This window comes from Aequorivita vladivostokensis, from assembly GCF_000952855.1.
GTDB lineage: Bacteria > Bacteroidota > Bacteroidia > Flavobacteriales > Flavobacteriaceae > Aequorivita > Aequorivita vladivostokensis.
Genome location: NZ_JSVU01000002.1, coordinates 314,671 through 336,103 on the forward strand (window position 1 = coordinate 314,671; position 21,433 = coordinate 336,103).

General features: G+C 40.3%; 25 protein-coding genes and 1 tRNA gene. 14 read left to right on the forward strand and 12 right to left on the reverse strand.

Annotated elements, in window-relative coordinates:
* The first annotated feature begins 17 nt into the window (after positions 1-17).
* The 4 genes from MB09_RS04180 (at position 18) to MB09_RS04195 (ending at position 3,044) form a co-directional block, all read left to right on the forward strand.
* Entirely contained in the window at positions 18-713 is a 696-nt protein-coding gene (locus tag MB09_RS04180) for an SDR family NAD(P)-dependent oxidoreductase (RefSeq protein WP_045079620.1), read from the forward strand.
* A gap of 3 nt (positions 714-716) precedes the next feature.
* On the forward strand, positions 717-2,021 hold the full coding sequence (locus MB09_RS04185; RefSeq protein WP_045079621.1) for a cryptochrome/photolyase family protein: 1,305 nt from the start codon (positions 717-719) through the stop codon (positions 2,019-2,021).
* A gap of 109 nt (positions 2,022-2,130) precedes the next feature.
* On the forward strand, positions 2,131-2,379 hold the full coding sequence (locus MB09_RS04190; RefSeq protein ID WP_045079622.1) for a (4Fe-4S)-binding protein: 249 nt from the start codon (positions 2,131-2,133) through the stop codon (positions 2,377-2,379).
* 77 nt (positions 2,380-2,456) lie between these two features.
* Positions 2,457-3,044, forward strand: coding sequence for a hypothetical protein (locus MB09_RS04195; protein WP_045079623.1), 588 nt, complete (start codon positions 2,457-2,459; stop codon positions 3,042-3,044).
* Between the two features lie 2 nt (positions 3,045-3,046).
* On the opposite strand, the gene murA is transcribed toward MB09_RS04195, so the two are convergent.
* From murA to MB09_RS04210, 3 genes are all read right to left on the reverse strand, one after another.
* Positions 3,047-4,360, reverse strand: a complete 1,314-nt coding sequence (murA, locus tag MB09_RS04200) for a UDP-N-acetylglucosamine 1-carboxyvinyltransferase (RefSeq protein ID WP_045079624.1) — start codon at positions 4,358-4,360, stop codon at positions 3,047-3,049.
* A 17-nt stretch (positions 4,361-4,377) separates the two neighbouring features.
* A complete protein-coding gene (locus MB09_RS04205) occupies positions 4,378-5,034 on the reverse strand; it encodes a DUF4290 domain-containing protein (protein ID WP_045079625.1) in 657 nt (218 codons plus the stop codon).
* A 76-nt stretch (positions 5,035-5,110) separates the two neighbouring features.
* Entirely contained in the window at positions 5,111-5,401 is a 291-nt protein-coding gene (locus MB09_RS04210) for a DUF493 family protein (protein ID WP_045079626.1), read from the reverse strand.
* Positions 5,402-5,483: 82 nt separating this feature from the next.
* Here MB09_RS04210 and MB09_RS04215 point away from each other — a divergent pair, with 82 nt between their 5' ends.
* The 5 genes from MB09_RS04215 to MB09_RS04235 all read left to right on the forward strand — a co-directional run bounded on the left by MB09_RS04215 (position 5,484) and on the right by MB09_RS04235 (position 10,201).
* The gene (locus tag MB09_RS04215) at positions 5,484-6,023 is read left to right on the forward strand and encodes an AAA family ATPase (protein ID WP_045079782.1); all 540 of its coding nucleotides are present in this window, start codon (positions 5,484-5,486) and stop codon (positions 6,021-6,023) included.
* A gap of 124 nt (positions 6,024-6,147) precedes the next feature.
* Positions 6,148-8,028 carry a RecQ family ATP-dependent DNA helicase gene (locus tag MB09_RS04220; RefSeq protein ID WP_317619472.1) on the forward strand — a complete coding sequence of 627 codons (1,881 nt, stop codon included), beginning with the start codon at positions 6,148-6,150 and terminating at the stop codon, positions 8,026-8,028.
* Positions 8,029-8,032: 4 nt separating this feature from the next.
* Positions 8,033-8,983, forward strand: a complete 951-nt coding sequence (gene fmt / locus MB09_RS04225; protein WP_045079628.1) for a methionyl-tRNA formyltransferase — start codon at positions 8,033-8,035, stop codon at positions 8,981-8,983.
* Between the two features lie 181 nt (positions 8,984-9,164).
* Positions 9,165-9,437, forward strand: coding sequence for an HU family DNA-binding protein (locus tag MB09_RS04230; protein ID WP_045079629.1), 273 nt, complete (start codon positions 9,165-9,167; stop codon positions 9,435-9,437).
* Between the two features lie 203 nt (positions 9,438-9,640).
* Positions 9,641-10,201 (forward strand): YqgE/AlgH family protein, encoded by a 561-nt coding sequence (locus tag MB09_RS04235; protein ID WP_045079630.1) that lies wholly within the window; start codon positions 9,641-9,643, stop codon positions 10,199-10,201.
* On the opposite strand, the gene MB09_RS04240 is transcribed toward MB09_RS04235, so the two are convergent.
* Together MB09_RS04240 and MB09_RS04245 are read right to left on the reverse strand one after the other, a co-directional pair.
* Positions 10,198-11,040 carry an aminotransferase class IV gene (locus MB09_RS04240; RefSeq protein ID WP_045079783.1) on the reverse strand — a complete coding sequence of 281 codons (843 nt, stop codon included), beginning with the start codon at positions 11,038-11,040 and terminating at the stop codon, positions 10,198-10,200. The genes MB09_RS04235 and MB09_RS04240 overlap by 4 nt on opposite strands.
* A 56-nt stretch (positions 11,041-11,096) precedes the next feature.
* The gene (locus tag MB09_RS04245; protein WP_045079631.1) at positions 11,097-11,483 is read right to left on the reverse strand and encodes an START-like domain-containing protein; all 387 of its coding nucleotides are present in this window, start codon (positions 11,481-11,483) and stop codon (positions 11,097-11,099) included.
* A gap of 195 nt (positions 11,484-11,678) precedes the next feature.
* Here MB09_RS04245 and MB09_RS04250 point away from each other — a divergent pair.
* The 3 genes from MB09_RS04250 to MB09_RS16110 all read left to right on the forward strand — a co-directional run bounded on the left by MB09_RS04250 (position 11,679) and on the right by MB09_RS16110 (position 12,811).
* A tRNA-Met gene (locus MB09_RS04250) sits at positions 11,679-11,752 on the forward strand.
* Between the two features lie 412 nt (positions 11,753-12,164).
* Positions 12,165-12,668 carry a hypothetical protein gene (locus MB09_RS04255; RefSeq protein ID WP_131459812.1) on the forward strand — a complete coding sequence of 168 codons (504 nt, stop codon included), beginning with the start codon at positions 12,165-12,167 and terminating at the stop codon, positions 12,666-12,668.
* Positions 12,665-12,811: a hypothetical protein gene (locus MB09_RS16110; RefSeq protein ID WP_165586670.1), complete on the forward strand. Its 147-nt coding sequence runs from the start codon at positions 12,665-12,667 to the stop codon at positions 12,809-12,811. The genes MB09_RS04255 and MB09_RS16110 overlap by 4 nt, the downstream gene beginning before the upstream one ends.
* 9 nt (positions 12,812-12,820) lie before the next feature.
* On the opposite strand, the gene hisS is transcribed toward MB09_RS16110, so the two are convergent.
* The gene (gene hisS, locus MB09_RS04260; RefSeq protein ID WP_045079633.1) at positions 12,821-14,194 is read right to left on the reverse strand and encodes a histidine--tRNA ligase; all 1,374 of its coding nucleotides are present in this window, start codon (positions 14,192-14,194) and stop codon (positions 12,821-12,823) included.
* Positions 14,195-14,417: 223 nt separating this feature from the next.
* On the opposite strand from hisS, the gene MB09_RS04265 reads away from it, so the two are divergent.
* The gene (locus tag MB09_RS04265) at positions 14,418-15,659 is read left to right on the forward strand and encodes an ABC transporter permease (protein WP_045079634.1); all 1,242 of its coding nucleotides are present in this window, start codon (positions 14,418-14,420) and stop codon (positions 15,657-15,659) included.
* 81 nt (positions 15,660-15,740) lie between these two features.
* On the opposite strand, the gene MB09_RS04270 is transcribed toward MB09_RS04265, so the two are convergent.
* The 4 genes from MB09_RS04270 to rpsF form a co-directional block, all read right to left on the reverse strand.
* A complete protein-coding gene (locus MB09_RS04270) occupies positions 15,741-16,214 on the reverse strand; it encodes a DUF6495 family protein (RefSeq protein ID WP_045079635.1) in 474 nt (157 codons plus the stop codon).
* A gap of 102 nt (positions 16,215-16,316) precedes the next feature.
* The gene (gene rplI / locus MB09_RS04275) at positions 16,317-16,865 is read right to left on the reverse strand and encodes a 50S ribosomal protein L9 (RefSeq protein ID WP_045079636.1); all 549 of its coding nucleotides are present in this window, start codon (positions 16,863-16,865) and stop codon (positions 16,317-16,319) included.
* Between the two features lie 15 nt (positions 16,866-16,880).
* A complete protein-coding gene (gene rpsR, locus MB09_RS04280) occupies positions 16,881-17,177 on the reverse strand; it encodes a 30S ribosomal protein S18 (protein WP_045079637.1) in 297 nt (98 codons plus the stop codon).
* 3 nt (positions 17,178-17,180) lie between these two features.
* A complete protein-coding gene (gene rpsF, locus MB09_RS04285; protein ID WP_045079784.1) occupies positions 17,181-17,519 on the reverse strand; it encodes a 30S ribosomal protein S6 in 339 nt (112 codons plus the stop codon).
* Between the two features lie 212 nt (positions 17,520-17,731).
* Here rpsF and MB09_RS04290 point away from each other — a divergent pair, with 212 nt between their 5' ends.
* The gene (locus MB09_RS04290) at positions 17,732-18,445 is read left to right on the forward strand and encodes a LytR/AlgR family response regulator transcription factor (protein ID WP_205618088.1); all 714 of its coding nucleotides are present in this window, start codon (positions 17,732-17,734) and stop codon (positions 18,443-18,445) included.
* Here the strand turns inward: MB09_RS04290 and priA are convergent.
* Together priA and MB09_RS04300 are read right to left on the reverse strand one after the other, a co-directional pair.
* Positions 18,442-20,892, reverse strand: coding sequence for a replication restart helicase PriA (gene priA / locus MB09_RS04295; RefSeq protein WP_045079639.1), 2,451 nt, complete (start codon positions 20,890-20,892; stop codon positions 18,442-18,444). The genes MB09_RS04290 and priA overlap by 4 nt on opposite strands.
* Before the next feature lie 100 nt (positions 20,893-20,992).
* Positions 20,993-21,421, reverse strand: coding sequence for a DUF2147 domain-containing protein (locus tag MB09_RS04300; RefSeq protein WP_045079640.1), 429 nt, complete (start codon positions 21,419-21,421; stop codon positions 20,993-20,995).
* Between the last annotated feature and the right edge of the window lie 12 nt (positions 21,422-21,433).

Here is a 21,433-nt window from a genome sequence, read left to right on the forward strand (position 1 = left end):
TCCAAAAAAATAATTTTATGCAAAAAAATATACTTCTCATTGGAGGTTCCTACGGCATTGGTGCGGCAATTGCGAAAAAACTAAAAGTTAACCACAATGTTATTATCGCCTCCCGCACCAAGGAGGATATTTCCGAAGGCATTTTACATCACACCTTTGATGTCTTAAAGGATGACATTTCAGAACTTGACCTGCCTGAAGAAATCCACGGCCTTGTGTATCTTCCCGGAAGCATTAATCTGAAACCTTTTAAAATGATGAGTCCCGAAACCTTTTGCGAGGATATGGAGCTCAACTTCCACGCCCTGGTTCGCGTGGTTCATGGCCTATTGCCCAAGTTAAAAAAAGCGGAAGTTACAAGTCTAGTATTTTTCAGCACCGTGGCGGTAAAAGTGGGAATGCCTTTCCACACCAGTGTGGCCGCTGCAAAAGGAGCTATTGAAGGTTTCGCAAAGGCATTGGCAGCTGAGTACGCTCCCAATTTTAGAATAAATGTAATCGCTCCTTCACTCACGGATACTTCCTTAGCCTCAAAATTATTGAACAGTGATTCCAAAAAAGAAAAAATGGCAGAACGGCATCCGCTGAAGAAAGTAGGAACGGCAGATGATATCGCAGCTATGGCTACATTTCTGCTGAGCGATGAATCGCAATGGATTACCGGTCAGGTTTTTGGCGTGGACGGAGGTCTTTCAACTTTAAACATAAACTAAGTTTTGGCGGAAAAAGTAAATATATTTTGGTTCCGAAGAGATCTGCGCTTGGACGATAATGTAGGGTTTTACAAAGCCCTTCACGGAAAATATCCGGTATTGCCACTTTTTATATTCGATTCCGAAATACTAAACGAACTGCCCGAAGACGATGCGCGGGTAACCTTTATTTTTGAAACCTTGCAAAAAATGCGGAACGAACTGCAGGAACATGGCAGCAGTCTCGCAATCTACCACGGCAAATCGGAGGAAGTTTTCAAAAAAGTTATCTCTGATTTTGAAGTCCAGAATGTAATCACCAACCGTGATTATGAACCGTATGCCAAAAAGCGTGATGAATCCATTCAGGAACTTCTTGAAGAAAAAGACATCGGTTTTTACACTTATAAAGATCAGGTGATTTTTGAGAGAGATGAAGTAGTAAAGGATGACGGCGACCCTTATGTGGTTTACACCCCTTTTATGAAGACCTGGAAGGCAAAATTCAAAAAAGAGTATGATGAAAAAATTTATTATACTAACGAATTTTTAAAAAATCTATATCAAAATTCGCGGCTTCCAAATCTCACTTTAAACGATATTGGATTCAAAAAATCCAACATAGAAATTCCCGATTATGATGTTACCCCCACAACAATCCAAGAATACGAAAAACGAAGAAATTTCCCGGCGGAAGACGCAACGTCGCATTTAGGCCCACACCTTCGCTTTGGCACCGTAAGCATTCGGAAAATGATGAAAAAGGCAACTGCGGAAAAGAACGAGGTTTTCTGGCAGGAACTTATTTGGCGGGAATTTTTTATGCAAATTCTCTGGCATTTCCCCGAAACGGTTGACAATGCTTTCAAGAAGAAGTACGACAGGATTGAATGGCGAAACAATGAAGATGAATTCAAAAAATGGAAAGAAGGCAAAACCGGTTACCCCCTGGTTGATGCCGGAATGCGGCAACTGAACCAAACGGGCTATATGCACAACCGTGTACGGATGCTCGTGGCGAGTTTTCTCTGTAAACACCTCTTGATTGATTGGCGCTGGGGCGAGGCCTACTTTGCCGAAAAGTTATTGGATTATGAAATGTCCAGCAACGTGGGCAATTGGCAATGGGCGGCAGGCAGTGGCGTGGACGCGGCTCCGTATTTTAGAATTTTCAATCCCACCACACAAATTGAAAAATTTGACAAAGACCACAAATACATCAAAAAATACGTTCCCGAATTTGGGACTAAAAACTATCCCGATAAAATAGTAGATCACAAAGAAGCGAGAGAAAGATGTTTACAGGTTTATAAAAAAGCGGTTTCCTAAAATATGTTAATTTCTGTACGATTATTCCTATTTTGTGTATTATATCGATAAAATATGTAGTTTTATCGATATTTTCACGTTTAATTTTACAAACCCCAAATTGTAAAGTATGGAAACCTACAAAAATGTTTACAGTAATGGTGAAGTGATTGTAACTTATGAACCCAGTCGATGCATTCACGCCGAGGCTTGCGCCAAGGGCCTTTCCGAAGTTTTTAAAACCTCTGTAATTCCGTGGATTGATTTAGACGGTGCCAGTACCAAGAAAATCATTTCACAAGTTAAAAAATGCCCCTCCGGAGCTCTAAGTTGTACCAAAATAAGATCAAAACAGTTTGTTAAAGATTTTGTAATTTGAGAGAAAATTTGGGTGGTTGTGTACAATTTTTCTACTCTTGCACTGTTAAATAAAGCATTGCAAACAAACCTGAAGACATGAAGAAGATTTTAGTACTAACCCTCCCCCTATTTCTATTTACGCTGCATGCGACAGCACAAGACTCAATCCAAGTTCGAAAAAACACTTTGAACGAACAGATGACGGATGCTTTCGATAAAAGCAACAGCTATCAAGAATACAAAGTAATTAAGAAGACCCAGCTTGCTACTTTAAAGCGAAATATTTTAGATTCCGTTTCTTCATTAGAGAAGAAAATAAATACTCAAGAAAGTGAATTAAGTCTTCAGAAAAACGAAATTGATTCGCTTCGTCAAAATCTTCAAAACACCAAACAAAGCTTGGCTACTGCTAAAGAAAAGGAAGACGGGATTGAAATTTTTGGCATTCTTACTTCAAAAGCCACTTATAATGCTATTATGTGGAGCATTATCCTTATTTTATTATTGATTAGCGGCTTCTTATTCTACAGATTTTTGAACAGCCATAAAATTACCAACGCTGCCCAACTGAAAATGGCAGAAATGGAAATTGAACTGGAAGATTACCGAAGAAACAGTCTTGAACGCGAGCAAAAGCTTCGCAGAAAACTGCAGGACGAAATCAACAAAAACCGAAAAGCCTAATTTTAAGATTCGGAACGGGTAATCTTAGCTCCGATAGCCCGAAGCCGCTCGTCTATGTTTTCATAGCCCCTATCTATCTGCTCAATATTGTGGATGGTGCTTGTACCTTGTGCCGAGAGCGCTGCAATCAAAAGTGAAATTCCCGCCCGAATATCTGGTGAAACCATAGTAGTAGCTTTCAGGTTCGACTGAAAATTATGTCCTATTACCGTGGCGCGGTGCGGATCACACAAAATGATCTTCGCTCCCATGTCAATCAGTTTATCTACAAAGAAAAGGCGGCTCTCAAACATTTTTTGGTGAATCAATACGCTTCCTTTGGCTTGGGTGCAGACTACGAGCACAATGCTCAACAAATCTGGGGTAAAGCCCGGCCAGGGTGCATCTGCAACCGTAAGTATAGAGCCATCTATATAACCTTGAATCTCGTATTCCTTTTGCGATGGAATGTGAATATCATCTCCTTTTTTGTTCAGCTTGATTCCAAGTTTTCTGAACGTTTCGGGAATTAGCCCTAAATTTTCCCAACTTACATTTTTAATAGTGATTTCACTTCGCGTCATCGCAGCAAGGCCTATCCAGCTACCGATTTCAATCATATCGGGCAATATACGATGTGTGCAGCCGCCTAGATTTTTTACACCTTCGATTACCAATAAATTGGATCCAACGCCAGAAATATTAGCGCCCATGGCATTCAGCATTTTGCAAAGTTGCTGGATGTAAGGTTCACAAGCGGCGTTATAAATAGTTGTAGTTCCTTTGGCAAGCACGGCAGCCATAATTATGTTTGCCGTTCCGGTAACCGAGGCTTGGTCCAAAAGCATATAGGTTCCCTTCAGCCCCTTTGGAGCTTCCACGCCATAAAAACGCTCTTCTTTGTTATAGCGAAATTTCGCCCCAAGATTGATAAAACCCTCAAAGTGGGTATCGAGTCTTCTTCGTCCTATTTTATCGCCCCCGGGACGTGGAATGTATCCTTTTCCAAACCTTGCCAGTAACGGGCCCACAATCATTATGGAGCCTCGTAGGGAACTTCCCTCCTGCTTAAAAAGTTCAGATTCCAAGTAATCCAAGTTTATCTCATCCGCAATAAAGGCAAATTTGCCCTTCCCGAGTTTTTGGATTTTTACACCAAGATTTTCTAATATCTTTATGAGTTTATTGACGTCAAGAATATCCGGAATGTTCTCAATGATCACCTTTTCCGGAGTTAACAATACGGCACATAGAATTTGTAAGGCTTCATTTTTGGCTCCCTGAGGTGTGATTTCGCCCTTCAGTTTATGCCCGCCCTCTATTTGAAAAGTTCCCATAGATAGTGGTTGAAATTTTAATAACGCTTGCGGTTGCGGTTACTGCTCTGCTTGTAGTTTTTCTTTCCTGAAGAGTTGGTATTGAAACGCTTTTTATTCTTGAGTAAATTGGACGCGTCGCTCAAATCCTCATCGCTATTCTTAAGATTTATTTTTCCGTCAGAAAGTTCAAAAAGATGTTCAAAAATAACCTCATCTTCCACAGTATCCTTGTTCCAGTTCAAGAAGCATTTTTTCATGTGGTTTGCAATAGTAAGGATAAGACCTTCTTTTTTATCTCCCTCTTCCCAACTGTTTGCTACATCAATCATACGCTTGATATTGTTCCCATAGAAACGATATTTGGGATGGTTTTGCGGATAGCTTAACGGTTCGGGCCTTTCCATAAGTTCTTCGCGAGAGGGTATGGGGAAAGGAGAATCCACATCAAGTTTAAAGTCTGAAATTATAAAAAGTTGATCCCAGAGCATGGGCTGAAAATCGGGTACATCGCGAAGGTGTGGGTTTAAGTTGCCCATTACGGCAATTATGCTTTTGGCAATTTTATTGCGTTCGTCTTTGTCTTCGGTGGCAATGGCCTGATCTACCATTTTTTGAATGTGTCGCCCGTATTCTGGAATAATCAATTTTGGGCGCTCTGTATTGTACTCTATTTGTGCTACTTCTTGTATCAAAATGTTTTAATTAAGGGAAGAATAATTGTGTATTCGGAAAGATCGAAAAATCATTTCTCTCGCAAAATACTAAAAATTAAAGTGAAATAACACCTTCAACGGTGGAAACTTCAAGATATTTTTTCACCACGGCATCGGGAGAGTCCATAGTTACTTTTATCGAAACACTGGAATAGGTTCCTTTCGAAGAATCACGGGTAGTAATTTCGGCATCGGTCCCATCAAAAATTGCTCTTATCTCCGCAATTTTCTCAAGATTGGCGGGCACGATAAATTTAAACAGATACTGAGAAGGCCAAGTGGTATCCTCCTCCAGTTGCTTTTTTAAGCGTTCGTAAAATTCTGTGGTGTTCTTGTCTTGATCCATCAAATAGTTTTCCTCTGTGAGCTACAAAGATACACTTTCACCACAAATATTTATTTACTTACTTTGTAGAAAATTGAAACTTTTGGATACACGAAGAATTGTAATTACCGGCGGTCCCGGCTCCGGAAAAACGGCCCTTGTTAGTTATTTGGAAAAAGAGGGATACCCCGTAATGCATGAAATTTCAAGGGATGTAATACTCGAGGCGCAAAAGCAAGGCATTGAACAATTGTTTTTGGAAAACCCTATTTTATTCAGTGAAAAACTATTGGAAGGTAGATTGAAACAATTTCACGAAGGTGAAAAGTGTGCGGCCCCCATTCTTTTTTACGACCGCGGCATGCCAGATGTTACCGCCTATATGGATTTTGTGTCGGCCCATTATCCCGAAAATTTTTGTGAAACCTGTGAAAAATTTCGGTATCACGAAATTTTTGTACTTCCACCGTGGGAAGAAATCTACGAGCAGGACAACGAGCGCTACGAATCCTTTGAACAGGCCGAGAAAATATTTCATTTTCTTAAAAGCAGCTATGAAAATTACGGTTATAAAATTCACGAAGTACCCGTAGGCACTATAAAGGAACGGGTGCAATTCATTTTGAAGAAATTAGGATACTGATACTATGAGTTATTAGGTTATGGGATTATTGGGTTACTTTTAAAACGATTCAAAAACTATATCCTAGAATAACGCAATAACTTAGCAACTTAATAACCTATATACCCTGACAAATCTTCGCGACATACTAACCAAATATTGGGGCTATACTTCCTTCAAACCGATGCAGGAAGAAATAATTGCGTCCGTTATGGATGGAAGGGATACTGTGGCACTCTTGCCCACGGGTGGCGGAAAATCGTTGTGCTTCCAGGTTCCGGCAATGGCTGTGGAGGGTATTTGCATCGTTATTTCGCCGTTGGTTGCGCTGATGGGCGACCAGGTGAATGCCCTAAAGGAGCGGGGAATAAAATCGCTTAAATTGACCGGCGGAATTTCTTTTGATGAACTGAACACCCTTTTGGACAACGCCCTGTACGGCAATTACAAATTTCTTTATCTATCGCCCGAACGGCTCCAGCAGGAAATATTGCAAAACTACATCAAGCAGATGAACGTGAGTTTAATAGCAGTTGATGAAGCGCACTGTATTTCGCAATGGGGAAATGATTTCCGGCCTGCGTATAGGAATATTACCCTGCTACGGGAGATACATCCCTTGGTTCCAATCATAGCGCTTACCGCCACTGCCACGCCCGAGGTTTTGGAGGATACTATTTCAGAGTTGAAAATGGAACATCCGGCGGTTTTCAGAAATTCCTTCGTTCGTGAAAATCTGTCGTACCAGGTTTTTAATGAGGAAGACAAGCTCTACAGAGCCGAACAACTGCTAAAGAACAATCAAGGTTCTGCAATTGTTTATGTACGAAATAGGAAAGGCACCATTGAAATCAGCGAACAGCTCAATACCTTGGGAATTTCCGCCACCTTTTATCACGGGGGAATTTCCGCAAAGGAAAAAGCCCAAAAACTACAAGCGTGGCGCAGTGGCGCAGTTTCCACAATGGTTGCCACGAACGCGTTTGGAATGGGCATTGACCACGCAAATGTGCGCTTTGTAATCCATCTCCAAATTCCCGAAAGTTTGGAAAGTTATTTTCAGGAAGCCGGCCGAGCAGGCCGCGATGGCGAATATGCCGCAGCGGTGTTACTATATAATGAGTACGACAAAATGTATGTGAAGCAGCAGTTTGTGGAGTCGCTGCCCACTACTTCAGATTTGAAGAATATATATCGCACCCTGAGCAATTATTTTCAAATTTCATACGGCGAAGGGGAATTCACAAAACACAATTTTAGCTTTGCGGAATTTTGCAGGACGTATACCCTAAATACCCTTTTAACATACAATGCGCTCAACAGTTTGGACCGTTTGGGGATTATCCAGCTTTCGCAGGAATTTGGGCGAAAATCCAATGTCCAATTTCTAATTTCTTCTGAAAAGGTACTCCAGTACTTTGAAAAGGATACAACGGTATCGATTATTGGCAAGACCATACTCCGCATTTACGGTGGCATTTTTGAAATGCCCACCGCCATAAATCTGGATTTAATAGTTGCCAAAACCGGGCAGACTATTAAAACGGTAATTTCAGTATTAAAGAAAATGGAGCGCGACCAGGTTGTGGAAATGATGCTGCAAATAACCGATGCCACGCTCACCTTTTTAGTGCCGCGGGAAGACGACAAAACCATAAACGTTATTTCCCGCGAAGTAGAGGCACTGAATCGAAAAAAAACGGCACAGGTAAACTCGGTCCTCAATTATATTGCAAATACCAAAACCTGTCGAAGCGTGCAGCTTGTTTCCTATTTTGGGGAAACCACTGCTTCAAAATGTGGCATTTGCTCGGTCTGCAAGGCGAAGACGCCCAAACTTTCAAAAAAGGAGATTCAGAATTTGGCGGGGCAGATTTTGACATTGCTTGAAGAATCGGAATTAACCTCGCGCGAGATTTCAGAAAAACTTACTTTTGCCGAAACGGATATTCTAAAAGTGCTCCGTTTATTGATGGATGCCGAAAAAGTAGGCGCCAATCCTAAAAAACAATATTATTTAAACTGAAAAAATGCAGAACGATTTAAGGATAGTATTCATGGGAACTCCCGATTTTGCCGTTGGCGTCTTAAGAGAAATGGTAGAGGCGGGCAAAAACATAGTTGGCGTAATAACGGCCCCCGATAAACCCGCCGGTCGCGGTAGAAAACTGATGGCCTCGGCAGTGAAGGAATATGCCGCTTCCAAAGGTTTAAAAGTTTTGCAGCCCACCAATTTAAAGGATGAATCATTTCTTGAGGAATTAAAAAATTTGAACGCCAATCTTCAAGTGGTCGTTGCCTTCCGAATGTTGCCCAAAGCTGTTTGGCAAATGCCCGAATTGGGTACTTTTAATTTACACGCTTCGCTCCTGCCACAATACAGGGGTGCTGCGCCTATAAATTGGGCCATCATTAATAATGAAGAAAAAACGGGCGTTACCACTTTCTTTATTGACGAAAAAATTGATACCGGAGCCATTATTGCCAACAAGGAGGTAGCTATAGATAAAGACGAAACCGCCGAAACCCTTCACGACAAATTGATGGCCAAAGGCGGTGAACTGGTTTTGGAAACGCTCGAATTGATTGAAAAAGGGAAAGCAGTACCGAAACCACAGCCCAAAACTGGCAATCTAAAGGAAGCTCCCAAGCTCACTCCAGAAAACACGAGGATAGACTGGAACAAACCGGGCAGGGAAATAACGGCTTTCGTTCGAGGCCTTTCCCCCTATCCCGTTGCTTGGACCATCCTACATAATAATAAAGAAGAACTGAAAGCAAAAATCTACACCGTAAGTTTTGAAAAGGCCGAGCAAAATTTAGAGCCAGGAAGTATTGAGACATCGAAAAAGGAACTAAAAGTAGCCTGTGCCGACGGTTATGTTTCAATTGAGGAAATCCAACTTCCGGGAAAGCGCAAAATGGATATTTCATCGCTGTTGAATGGTTACTCCTTTGATGAAGATTCCAAACTATCGTAAACCCTTGTCAGCACTGATTTCATTAAAAACCCTTAAAAATCGGCCATGTTTATTAACAAACATCCCAAGTTATTAACAAAAATAGTGATTTACAGCGTGGTTACTTGCCTGAACGGATATTCCTGTTAAATTTGTAGGGCAATTAATCGAAGTTTAACCAACAATTTAATTTAAAAAAATTATGAACAAATCAGATTTAATCGATGCAATGGCAGCTGATGCCGGAATTACAAAAGCTGCTGCTAAGAAAGCATTAGAGTCTTTCTTGGGCAACGTTGAAAAATCCCTTAAGAAAGGTGATAGAGTATCACTTGTAGGATTCGGATCTTGGTCAGTATCAAAAAGAGCTGCTAGAGAAGGTAGAAACCCACAAACAGGAAAAACCATTAAAATTGCCGCTAAAAAGGTAGTTAAGTTCAAAGCTGGTTCAGATTTACAAAACAGCGTAAACTAATTGTAAAATATTTTACAGCATTGTGGGTCCTTCTTTTCAATTAATTGAAAAGAAGGACTTTTTTATTGGTGTGATATAGAGCAAATTACAAATTCGTAATATTTTTACATATTTGTTTAATTAAATATAATTATAACATCCTTTTGGTAAATTTTTGGTATTTCTAAAATTATTACTTAGATTTAATTCAACAAAAAAACTATATGACCACTTTAAAACCAGCCAAAGGACTCTTATTGGTCGCGGAACCCTCCATTATTGGGGATGTTTCCTTTAACCGTTCTGTCGTACTTCTGGCCGAATACAATCAAAGTGGATCTGTTGGGTTTATCCTCAATAAACCCCTTCCGTACAAGCTTCGCGACTTTGTGCCTGAAATAAATTCAAAGCTGCCGGTGTTTAACGGTGGACCCGTAGAGCAGGACAATCTCTACTTTATACATTGCATTCCCGAAATTATTCCCGACAGTATTGAAATTTCAAACGGAATATACTGGGGCGGCGATTTTAATGCAATAATCGATCTGTTGCGGGAAGACCGACTGAAAAAAGACCAAATACGTTTCTTTTTGGGCTATTCAGGCTGGGAAAGTGAGCAACTGGATCAAGAACTTGAAGTAAATAGCTGGGTGGTGGTTCCTAATAATTATAACAATAGCATAATTGGCAAAACCAATGTAAATTTCTGGAAAGAAAAGATGATAGAGTTTGGAGGCGATTATCTTTTGTGGTCCAATGCTCCCGAAAACCCTAGCTTCAATTAAGCCATTCTCGCCCTGAGATTTAATTTTGGCAATAGTGTCTTCGCTACAGTATTATTAAATTCTTTTTTTCGATATTTTGTAACCGGAACCAATCCCTGTATAGTATTGGTTATAAAAATTTCATCCCCCTTCTGAAGCTCAAATGGTGAAACAGAACTTTCTTCAATCTCAATTTTGGGAAGCTCCTTTATAATGGCGATAATCTGCTTGCGCATAATTCCATTTAAACAACCGTCTGAAAGTGGCGGGGTCTTGATGATATTTCCTGTAACCAGAAAAACGTTCCCATTCAAGGCTTCAACAATTTGTTTGTTTTCGTTAAGTAGCAAACAATTGTCGTACTGGTTTTCCTGGGCGTAAATGCTTCCCAGAATATTAATCAGCCGGTTGGTGGTCTTTAATGTGGAAAGCAGACCGGAGGTAATGTAATGGTCCTTAAAAAGTTCAATTTCGCAGTTAGATTCATCTAAATTATAAAATGGTTCTTCCAGTTTTTCCAAAGAAATTGCATATTCAATGTCATTTGTTAAGGGGGCGTATTTTCCACCCGTTTTTCGCCAAACCAATAGTTTAATACGAAAAGGATTATTTTTTTCTTCGGAATTCACAATCCGTATTATTTCTTCCTCCAAAAATTCCATCGTGAAATTCATAGGTATTTCCATCCGAAGGATGCGCATAGACGCCATTAATCTAAAATAATGATCTTCCCAAAAGTATATTTTCCCGCCAGAAAAACGTAAGGTTTCAAATACGGCATCCCCGTAATTTAAACCTCGATTATTTAAGGCAACTGTTGCATTTTCGGTTTCCAGTACCGTTCCGTTCAAGTTTATCATAAAAAAACCGCCCCTTTTTTGGGAACGGTGCAAAAGTATTATAATTTAAAAGGTTTTTAGGCGGAACCCAGTATAGACTTTAGATTGGAAACCATGTTGTCCCAAAGCATTTTTCCCTCCTCTATCTCATCTTCTTCCGCAAAGTCGGTCACCATTAAGGACACGTCCTTGGTTATCTCATCAACTTGGATGCGAAGTTCAAAATAAAAATCTTCTCCTTCATCCTCCACCCATCTAAATTTGATGCGTTCGGGGCTTTTTTTACTGAGCAGTTTTGCTTTTTCCTCACTTCCTGACCATATAAAGGTATAAAATTCGCCCCTGGAATTTACGTTGTCCGCATACCACTCAGAGAGACCCGAAGGTGTTGAGATATATTGATATAACAGTGAAGGGGAAACCTGAATGGGAAATTCCATTTCATATTTTATTTTATCTTCCATAGTTCTTTGTTAGTTGATGCCCAATATATATATATTAATCTTAACCTCAAATGAAAGATTGAAAATTTTTCTTTTAAAAATTGTGTGCAAAAAAACCGAAATAATTCAACAAAAACCGAAAGTTATATTTGCCACACATAATTTTGTTTCTATCTTTGCACCCGCTTAGGCATACTGCTCGGGCAGTATTATTTTGGCGAGGTAGCTCAGCTGGTTAGAGCGTCGGATTCATAACCCGGAGGCCTCGGGTTCAAGTCCCGATCTCGCTACATAAAATCCCCACGGAAAACTCCACGGGGATTTTTTTATTGGCTATAATGAAGCTGTATCTATACAGGTTATCTTTTTACATTCTCTTCTTTATATTCCGTTGGTCGAAAATTTCTTGCAGATGTGGCTTTAATTCATACATTTGTTAAAATCTAGTTAATAAATAATTGGGAAACAGATTGATATAGGTTTTATAAAGGTTTAAATTTACTCTTGAACTTTTAAAACCTATAATTATGAAAAATTATCTATTTGCATTAGTAATGCTAGCCGGCCTAGCTTTTAGCTGTACCCCAGAAAACCAAATTAGTGATGAGCAACAAATCGACAAACGAAAAATGTGCCCCCCGGGAGACAGGAACTGTAACGGGATTCTTGACTCTCAAGAATAAGTCAAAAATTAGTATTTATTTGATATCACTAGCGATAATGGCGGTATTGTCGCCATTTCTCCACGTGGTATATCTTATTGATGATAAAGAGGGCATACTTGGATTTACATATATGTCCTCTTTTATGTATTCACTAAGTCTTCCAATTATGGCAATATGTTCAGGATTGTTGCTGAAGTACACTGGCACCCTCCTAACTGATTTGAATATTTATTTTAGATATATCAGTAATTCTTTTCTTTTTGTAGGTATATTTTTTATGGTCTATACTTTTGTCCCAATGTTTGACTTTTCTTCATCCATATACTTTATAGGGCTACTAATCGTTTCTGTAATTTTGACCATCGCTTCACATTATTTACATAAAGCTGTATTAACCACCGAAGAACGCCTAAAAAAAATAATATCAAAACTTTTCGACTTTATAATTCTTGAAACTCCCCGCAAACACGTTTCAGAGGAAAAACAGATTGACTATGTTATTTCCTATGAAAAAATTATTAACGAAATTGGGGACGAATGAACAAAACATTGAAAAATTTAACACGACTTCGTATTGCCGGCATGCTCTCTGAAGCAGCGAGGCTTGAGGCGGAAAAGAAGTTAATGGAAAAACCAAAGAATCCAATAATTTCTGAAGACACCACCAATATTACGTTTGGCTAAAAACCGAATTTATCGGTCCTTCAAAAAAGCCTCCAGCTCCTTAAAACTTACTTGCGATTGCTCGCCGCTCTTCATATTTTTTAAGGTAAAGGACTCGGCTTGTATCTCCTTCTCTCCAGCTAATATCGTAAATGGAATATCACGTTTATCGGCATACCCCATTTGTTTGCCCATTTTTACGTTATCTGGGTAAAGTTCTGCCGTGATGCCAATTTTACGTAAGTTGGTAATGGCTTTCATCGCATAAAGCGCCTCCTTTTCGCCGAAATTTATAAAAAGCGACTTGGTGTTTTTTGCAACAGTGGCAGGAAAAAGATTTAACTCCTCCAATACCAAATAAATGCGGTCCAAACCAAAGGAAATACCCACCCCGCTCATATCCTTCAATCCAAAAATACCGGTTAGGTCATCATATCGTCCCCCACCGCCTATGCTGCCCATATTCACCTCTGCCGGGGCAGAAACCTCAAATATGGCTCCGGTGTAGTAATTTAGGCCACGGGCAAGGGTTACGTCAATTTCCAGCGAGGCTGTCTGCAACCCAAGAGTTTCAACATTATCAGTGATAAAGGTCAATTCTTCTACACCTTTCATTCCCAGTCCAGAAGTTTGGAGCATTTCGCGCAAAGAATTTAATTTGTCGTTATTATTTCCCTTAAAGGAAAAAAGCGGCTGTAGTTTTTGTAGGGCATCTTCACCGATGCCTTTGTTGCGCATTTCAGTTTTAACGCCCTCCTCTCCTATTTTATCCAGCTTGTCCAAAGCAACGGTAAAATCTATCAATTTGTCCTCGGCGCCGATGGTTTCGGCAATGCCGCTCAATATTTTACGGTTGTTGATTTTTATGGTTACGCCTTTTAAACCAAGCTTGCTGAAAACGGCATCGTACAACTGTACAAATTCAACTTCCTGCCACAGTGAATTGGAACCCACAACATCGGCATCGCATTGAAAAAACTCACGGAAACGGCCTTTTTGGGGTCTGTCCGCACGCCAAACGGGCTGTATTTGGTAGCGTTTAAAGGGAAAAGTTATTTCGTTTTGGTGTTGCACAACGTAGCGCGCAAAGGGCACGGTAAGGTCATAACGAAGGGCTTTTTCGGATATTTGGGAAGTTATTTTGTTGCTATCCTTTTCAGAAAATACTTTATCATCTACTTTAGAAAGAAAGTCGCCACTATTCAAAATCTTAAAAATCAACCGGTCGCCCTCTTCGCCATATTTCCCCATCAAGGTCTCACTGTTTTCAAAGGACGGGGTTTCAATTGGCTGAAAACCGTACAGTGAAAACGTTTCCTTAATAATATCAAAAATATAGTTGCGGCGCGTGACTTCCTCGGGACTGAAATCGCGGGTACCTTTTGGGATGGATGGTTTCAAAATAGATTTTAGATTTTAGACGTTAGATTTTAGAGTGGTGGATGTGGGTACTGGGTAGAAAATTTCACACAACTCCTACCTCATACCTCATACCTTCAAAAAGCAAATATCTTAAATAAAATTGAGGTTTACCACAATTAATTAGAGGCGTTCTGTGTACAGCGTTGCGGGATTTCTGTAACTTTATCCACCTTTTGCAGTCTAACGATTAACACAAAATAAAAATATGTTTTCACTTTTCCGGGAAAATGTCCGAATTGCGTTGGATTCCATAAAAAGCCAGCTGCTCAGGACGATTTTGACCATCGTAATAATCGGGATCGGCATTTGGGCGCTCGTGGGCATTTTGAGCGCCGTTACCGCACTGGAGAACACCATTTCGGGCAACTTTGCATCGATGGGCGCCAATACCTTCAATATCCAGCAATATGAATTTTCGGTACAGACTAACAATAGCGGCGAAAGGGAAAAGATAAACCCCATAATAAGTTACAACAACGTGCGGGAATTTATAGACAAATATGAATTTCCGTACACGCAGACTTCCCTGTCATTTCAAGGGACATCAACTGCTGAAGTAAAATATGGTTCGGAAAAGACAGATCCGGAAGTTCAGGTTTATGGCGTGAATGAAAATTATCTGGAAAACACCGGGACCGAAATTGACAAAGGTCGAAATTTTACCGTATTTGATATTCAGAACAATAACAAAGTGTGTTTAATAGGTGCCGATTTTGTCAAAAATCTTTTTGAGGATGAAGACCCCATCAATAAAACCATCAGCATTCGCGGAGTTAAGTTTAAGGTAATCGGTCTTTTGGAATCCAAGGGTTCAACGTTCGGAAACAATCAGGATTTAAAGGTCTTGATCCCGGTACAAGTGGCACGCGGCATTTTTACCCAGCCCAACATCAATTACAATCTAAGCGTAAAGGTTGACGACAAACAGATGATGGAAGCTGCGCAGGATGAAGCCATCATCACCTTCCGGAATATTCGTGGCCTTAGCCCTGTGGAAGAGAATAATTTTGGGATTGAACGCAGTGACGATTTGATAAACCGAATTGCAATGATAACGGGTTATCTGGAAGTGGCGGCTTGGATAATCAGCATTATTACAATTTTAGGGTCTTCCATAGCCCTTATGAATATCATGCTTGTTTCGGTAACCGAGCGCACCCGGGAGATTGGCGTGCGCAAGGCGATGGGCGCAAAACGCTCCACTATTTCTACCCAATTTTTTATGGAAACCATCGTCATTGGACAGTTTGGTAGCATTCTAGGAATTATTTTGGGAATACTGACCGGATTTGCCTTTGCTAAAATTTTTAAATTTGATTTTACCCTGCCCTGGACCGCAATTATTTGGGCAACGATAATAACCTTTATAGTTGCCGTTATAGCTGGCTCATACCCCGCCTCAAAGGCTGCGCGGCTGGATCCCATTGAAAGCTTGAGGTATGAATAATAGAGAAAATTACAAATAACAAATTCCAAATCCCAATCATATTCAATTTTGGATTTGAGGAATTTTAACCGGTGCTTTTAATTATTCGCTCAACAAGTCCCTGAAATACGTATAAAGCTCTCCTTTGGTTATTACCGAACCTTGCTGAATCAAAATAAATATATCCTTGTTGCGATCATCGGTTATCGCTTTTGTGGAAGTATATAGGTTTACGGCATCATCGTGAAGATTTTGTTGAAGCCATTTGTAACCATAATCGGTCGTGATGTCAATATTTTCATTGTCAACTTTTATGGCGATCAGTTCCATAAATGCTTCTGAAATGTGAAATAGCATCAATTGTTTTGGCGAAATATGCTCTAAATATTTCACCTTATTCAGAACGCCTTCCCAAATTAAATCACTGAAAACGTCGAGTTCCTGTTCAGCCACGTCGGGTTTTTCAGTTTTCAATTGTTTCCATTCGTCTGCGGTAATGGATTGGCTGGCAAGAAAATTTATGAATTCTTGATGGAGTTCTTCAAACTGTTCCTTTGTTAATCTGGCATATTTCATATTCGTCCTCGATTATCTATTCTATTTTAAAACGGAAATTTTCCCAAAACAAAAAACCTTCCCCGGTTACGGGAAAGGTTTTATAATAATTAAACATGTTAATTAATTTTCTTCTGTTTTTTCCTCTGCTTCGGTTTCAGCTTCCGGTTTGGCGTCAGCTTTAACCTCAGGCTTGGCCGCAGGTTTAGACTTAGTTGCCGGTTTAGGCTCAGCTACCACTTCAAAAGGGAAATTGCTAACCACATCTCTGTGGAAACGGATTGTTGCCTCATAAGGACCGGTACGCTTTACGGCGCCACCAGCAATAATGATATATTTCTTCTCGATAGATACACCTTCCTTTTCAAGGGCATCGGCAAGATCGGCATTTGTTACAGAACCGAATAATTTGTCACCTTCGCCAGTCTTGGCAGTGATCTTAATTTCCAGTCCATTTAGTTTCTCAGCCTGTTTTTTAGCCTCGTCAACTACTTTCTTTTCTTTGAAGGCACGTTGCTTCAAGGTCTCGGCCAACATCTTTTTGGCCGAAGGCGTTGCAAGAACAGCGTGGCCTTGTGGAATCAAAAAGTTTCTTCCAAAACCGTTTTTCACGGTTACCAGATCATCTGCAAATCCCAGATTTTCTACGTCTTTCTTTAATATAAGTTCCATAATCTTCTCTGGTTTTTATTTTAACAAATCGGTTACGTAAGGCATAAGTGCCAAATGGCGTGCTCTTTTAACGGCCACGGCCACTTTGCGCTGATACTTCAACGAGGTTCCGGTAAGCCTTCTAGGAAGGATTTTACCTTGCTCGTTTACAAATCTCAATAAGAAATCTGGGTCTTTATAGTCCACATATTTAATGCCGGACCTTTTGAACATACAGTATTTCTTGGTCTTGTTGGTCTCTATATTAAGCGGGGTAAGATATCTTATCTCTCCGTCTTTTTTTCCTTTTGCTTGTTGTTGTAGGGTTGCCATAAATTAAGCTGATTTTTTATTGCGGTTTCTTCTTTTTTCTGCCCAAGCAATTGCGTGCTTGTCAAGGCTCACTGTAAGGTAACGCATAAAACGCTCGTCCCTTTTAAATTCAGTTTCTAGTTCGTGAACAACATCACCCTCAACGGTGAATTCAAAAAGGTGATAAAACCCACTTTTTTTGTTCTGGATTGCGTAGGCAAGTTTTTTCAAGCCCCAATTTTCTTTGGATATCATCTTAGCACCTTTAGAAACAAGAAAATCTTCGTATTTCTTTACTGTTTCCTTTATCTGATCTTCAGATAAAACGGGATTTAAGATGAAAACAGTTTCGTAATGATTCATAAAAAATCTATTAAAATTAATGTTTAATCCCTTGGCTTTCTGCCAAAGAGGGTGCAAAAATAATACTTTATTTGTTATAATCAAACCTTAATTGAAATAGTATTTAAAATTGAGGTTTTCAGACCAAGTGTTCAAAATTTTCGATTAAAATACAAAAAAGTTGCATTTCATCGATTATTTGCATATTATTGCCTTAAGCAAAACCTACTATTGTGGAAAAAACAATATTGAAATGTGCAATTGTGGACGACTCCACACTGCAGCGGCTTTCCATCGTGAAGCTTATCCAAATGCACCCATCTCTTGAACTTGTGGGAGAGTACAAAAATGCCATTGAGGCCAAAATGGGCATCGCTTCCACCGAAATCGACCTGATATTTTTGGATATTGAAATGCCCATTCTTTCGGGCTTTGACCTTTTGGACGATATCCAAAGAAAACCTCAAGTAATATTCGTTACCGGAAAGACAAAATATGCCTTCAAGGCCTTTGATTACGATGCCGTTGATTACCTCCGCAAACCCATTGCAAAAGATCGTTTTTTGAACGCCGTCCATAAAGCAATTACAAACTACAAGCTTAAAAACGAAGAAGGTTTTGATGATGAAGATTTCATCTTTGTTAAGAGCAATCTTAAAAAACGTAAGGTTTTTCTTAATGAACTGCGCTATATTGAAGCTTTGGGAGATTACGTAAAACTTGTTACCGAACACGAATCCTTAGTGGTTCTTTCCACTATGAAAGCTTTTCAGGCCCTGTTGCCAAGTGAGCGTTTTCTGAGAATCCATAAGTCGTATATTGTTAATTTGGACAAGGTGCAACGTTACAACAGCAAAACTATCGAGCTTGATAAGGACCAACTTCCACTGAGCCGAAATAGAAAGGCCGATCTGGTCGAAGCTTTGGCGGCTACGCAAAACGCCTAATAATTATCTACATCTATATTTACGCGTACGCTTGAAAATTCCTTAATGGAATTGAAGCTGCGCCACACATTTTCTATGTATTTCTTCGTTTTTTCCAAAGATTGGTTTTTTGGAATTTTAACGAGAATGTTCATGATGTATTTATTCTTGATTCGACCCACGGGCGGCGGCTCGGGCCCCAAGATATTTTCCTTGAACTGCATTTCCAAGGCTTGCCCAAACCAGGCAGAGGCTTTCTGTACCCGCTCCAATCCTTTATCCTTGAAAACAATTTTTATTGTACGGTAAAAGGGCGGATACTTATAATTGTAGCGCTCGTCCAGTTGTTCCTTATACATCGCCTCATAATCGTTCACGCTAACCTGCTTTAAGATTTGATGATATGGATTGTAGGTCTGGATCAAAACCTTGCCGCGCTTTTGGGTGCGTCCTGCCCTACCCGAAACTTGTTGTAGCAACTGAAAACTGCGTTCGTGCGCACGAAAATCGGGGAAATTCAAAAGATTGTCGGCATTCATTACACCCACCAAACTTATATTTCTGAAATCCAAGCCTTTCGCGAGCATCTGTGTACCAACCAGAATATCAATCTCCTCATTTTCTAAAGCTTCAATCAATTTTGAATAAGCGTGCTTGCCCTTGGTGGTGTCCTGGTCCATGCGCGCCACTTTACTGTTTGGGAACAAGGTTTTCAACTCAGTTTCAATCTGTTCGGTGCCGAAACCTTTGGTGTCCAGCGTTTCGCTACCGCAGGCAATGCAGCTTTTCATCATCGCCATATGATAGCCGCAGTAATGGCAACGCAATTGGTTTTTATACTGGTGAAATGTTAAGCTCACATCACAATTGGGACATTGTGGTGAGATGCCGCAGGTGGTACATTCCACAACGGGCGAAAACCCTCTTCTGTTTTGAAAAAGAATTACCTGCTCGCCATTTTTTAAAACATCGCGCATTTCTTCCAAAAGCCGGTCACTGAAATGACCAGTCATTTGTTTCTTCCGGGTTTTTTCCTTGATATCGACCAACTCAATATCGGGCATCAGAACATTTCCGAAGCGTTTTTTCAGCGTTACCAATCCAAACTTCCCGGTTTTTGCATTGTGGTAACTTTCCAGGGAAGGCGTTGCGGAGCCCATCAAAAGTTTAGCCTTGTGAAGATTTGCCAGCACAATGGCACTGTCACGGGCATTATAGCGCGGCGCGGGACTGTATTGTTTAAAGGATGGCTCGTGTTCTTCGTCTACAATAATAAGCCCTAAATTCTTAAAAGGAAGAAATAACGAAGAGCGGGCACCGATAATTATTTGTGATTTTGGTTTTTCGGAAAGTACGTTCTTCCAAACCTCAACCCTCTCATTTACCGAAAATTTAGAATGATATACTGAAATCCTTTCCCCAAAATATTTTTGAAGTCGCGTGATGAGTTGTGTTGTTAAAGCAATTTCAGGAAGCATATAGAGCACTTGCTTTCCGGTTGCTATAACCTCTTCAATAAGGCGCACATAGATTTCGGTTTTTCCGCTGGAAGTAACGCCGTGCAGCAAGACCGTATCGTTAGTTTCAAATGAAGATTTTATTTCACCGTACGCCTTTATTTGCGCTTCGTTCAGCGTTTTGATTTCTGAGGAAGCTTCGCCGGAAAACTCCACGCGATCCTGCTGAACGTAATACTCCTCCAAAATACCTTTATCAATCAACGCTTTCAGGGTAGCGGCAGATGCCTCACTTTTCTTTTGAAGCGCCGTGCTGCTGATTGGCTTTTTGGTTTTGGTATTCAGCATAAAAAGATGCATCAACACTTCGCGCTGTTTGTGGGCGCGGGTGAGTGCATCCAAAAGCTCGCGCAGCTTTTCTTCGGAAGTGTATTTAGGGGCCAGCTTTATGTAGCGCTTCATCTTGGGCACATACTGCTCATATACCGTTTCCTCCACTTCGATAATATTTTTATCCAACAATTTCTGGATAATGGAAACGATGTTTTTTCTGTCCAAAATAGCTCGCGCATCGTTTATATGAAGCGAAGACTGGTGTTGCAAGGCTTCGTATAAAACAAACTCATCATCGCTTAGCGATTCCTCTTGCTGAAAATTTCGGGAGGAAAGTTTGATAATGGTTTCACTTTCCAAAAGAAACGCACCGGGAAGGGCAGCTTTTATCACTTCACCTAAAGAACACATATAATATCCCGCAAGCCACTCCCAATGTTTCATTTGGATGGAGGTAATGATGGGTTCCTCATCCAAAATATGGTCTATGGACTTGGTTTCATAACCCACGGGAGGCTGGTCGTGTACTTGGTAGACAATGCCGGTGTAAACTTTGGATTTTCCAAAGGGAACGGCAACGCGCATACCCTGCTTTAAAAAGGCGGCTTCATCCTTGTTCACGCTGTAGGTGAAAGTCTGCTTTAAGGGAATGGGAAGGATGGCGTCTATGAAATACACGGTTGTTATGAGTTAAGCGTTATGAGTTAAGGTTTTGAGGTTATTGGTATTAAAAAAGCCACCAAAATTGGTGGCCTAAAGATACTATTTTAAATATTTTTTATTCTACGCGGGTCCAGGTTTGTGTTCTTCCCAGCAGCGAGAAACCTATATAACCGCGAACGTCCAATTTGTTTGGGCCATCAAGTTCTATGTAGCACTTATATACTTTTCCATTGTTGGGATCCATGATGGTACCGTCATTGTATTCATCGCCGTCTTTTTCAAGTCCTTTAATGATTACCAGGCCAAGCACCGGTTTGTTTTTGTCCTCTCCCGGGCATTTGTCGCATTTTACATTTCTTTTTGCGGGGTTGAGGATTTCTACGATTTTTCCGTAAACCTTTCCATTTTGCTTATAGATTTCTACAATGGATTTTGCCTCGCCCGTCTCGTCGTCGATGGTTTTCCACTTTCCGGTTACATCCTGTGCGGCAACCGACATTACCGTTAAGGCTATGAGGGAAAAAGTTAAAAGTATTTTTTTCATCTGTTTAAAAAT

Excerpts from the sequence above, each read along its gene's own strand:
- MB09_RS04180 (WP_045079620.1), top strand. The coding sequence starts at position 18 with ATGCAAAAAAATATACTTCTCATTGGAGGTTCCTACGGCATTGGTGCG.
- MB09_RS04265 (WP_045079634.1), top strand. The coding sequence starts at position 14,418 with ATGTTTTCACTTTTCCGGGAAAATGTCCGAATTGCGTTGGATTCCATA.
- MB09_RS04300 (WP_045079640.1), bottom strand. The coding sequence starts at position 21,421 with ATGAAAAAAATACTTTTAACTTTTTCCCTCATAGCCTTAACGGTAATG.
- rpsR (WP_045079637.1), bottom strand. The coding sequence starts at position 17,177 with ATGGCAACCCTACAACAACAAGCAAAAGGAAAAAAAGACGGAGAGATA.
- MB09_RS04240 (WP_045079783.1), bottom strand. The coding sequence starts at position 11,040 with ATGATAAACTTGAACGGAACGGTACTGGAAACCGAAAATGCAACAGTT.
- MB09_RS04210 (WP_045079626.1), bottom strand. The coding sequence starts at position 5,401 with ATGGATCAAGACAAGAACACCACAGAATTTTACGAACGCTTAAAAAAG.
- rplI (WP_045079636.1), bottom strand. The coding sequence starts at position 16,865 with ATGGAACTTATATTAAAGAAAGACGTAGAAAATCTGGGATTTGCAGAT.
- MB09_RS04190 (WP_045079622.1), top strand. The coding sequence starts at position 2,131 with ATGGAAACCTACAAAAATGTTTACAGTAATGGTGAAGTGATTGTAACT.
- rpsF (WP_045079784.1), bottom strand. The coding sequence starts at position 17,519 with ATGAATCATTACGAAACTGTTTTCATCTTAAATCCCGTTTTATCTGAA.
- MB09_RS16110 (WP_165586670.1), top strand. The coding sequence starts at position 12,665 with ATGAACAAAACATTGAAAAATTTAACACGACTTCGTATTGCCGGCATG.
- MB09_RS04235 (WP_045079630.1), top strand. The coding sequence starts at position 9,641 with ATGACCACTTTAAAACCAGCCAAAGGACTCTTATTGGTCGCGGAACCC.
- fmt (WP_045079628.1), top strand. The coding sequence starts at position 8,033 with ATGCAGAACGATTTAAGGATAGTATTCATGGGAACTCCCGATTTTGCC.
- MB09_RS04230 (WP_045079629.1), top strand. The coding sequence starts at position 9,165 with ATGAACAAATCAGATTTAATCGATGCAATGGCAGCTGATGCCGGAATT.
- MB09_RS04245 (WP_045079631.1), bottom strand. The coding sequence starts at position 11,483 with ATGGAAGATAAAATAAAATATGAAATGGAATTTCCCATTCAGGTTTCC.
- MB09_RS04195 (WP_045079623.1), top strand. The coding sequence starts at position 2,457 with ATGAAGAAGATTTTAGTACTAACCCTCCCCCTATTTCTATTTACGCTG.
- MB09_RS04270 (WP_045079635.1), bottom strand. The coding sequence starts at position 16,214 with ATGAAATATGCCAGATTAACAAAGGAACAGTTTGAAGAACTCCATCAA.
- murA (WP_045079624.1), bottom strand. The coding sequence starts at position 4,360 with ATGGGAACTTTTCAAATAGAGGGCGGGCATAAACTGAAGGGCGAAATC.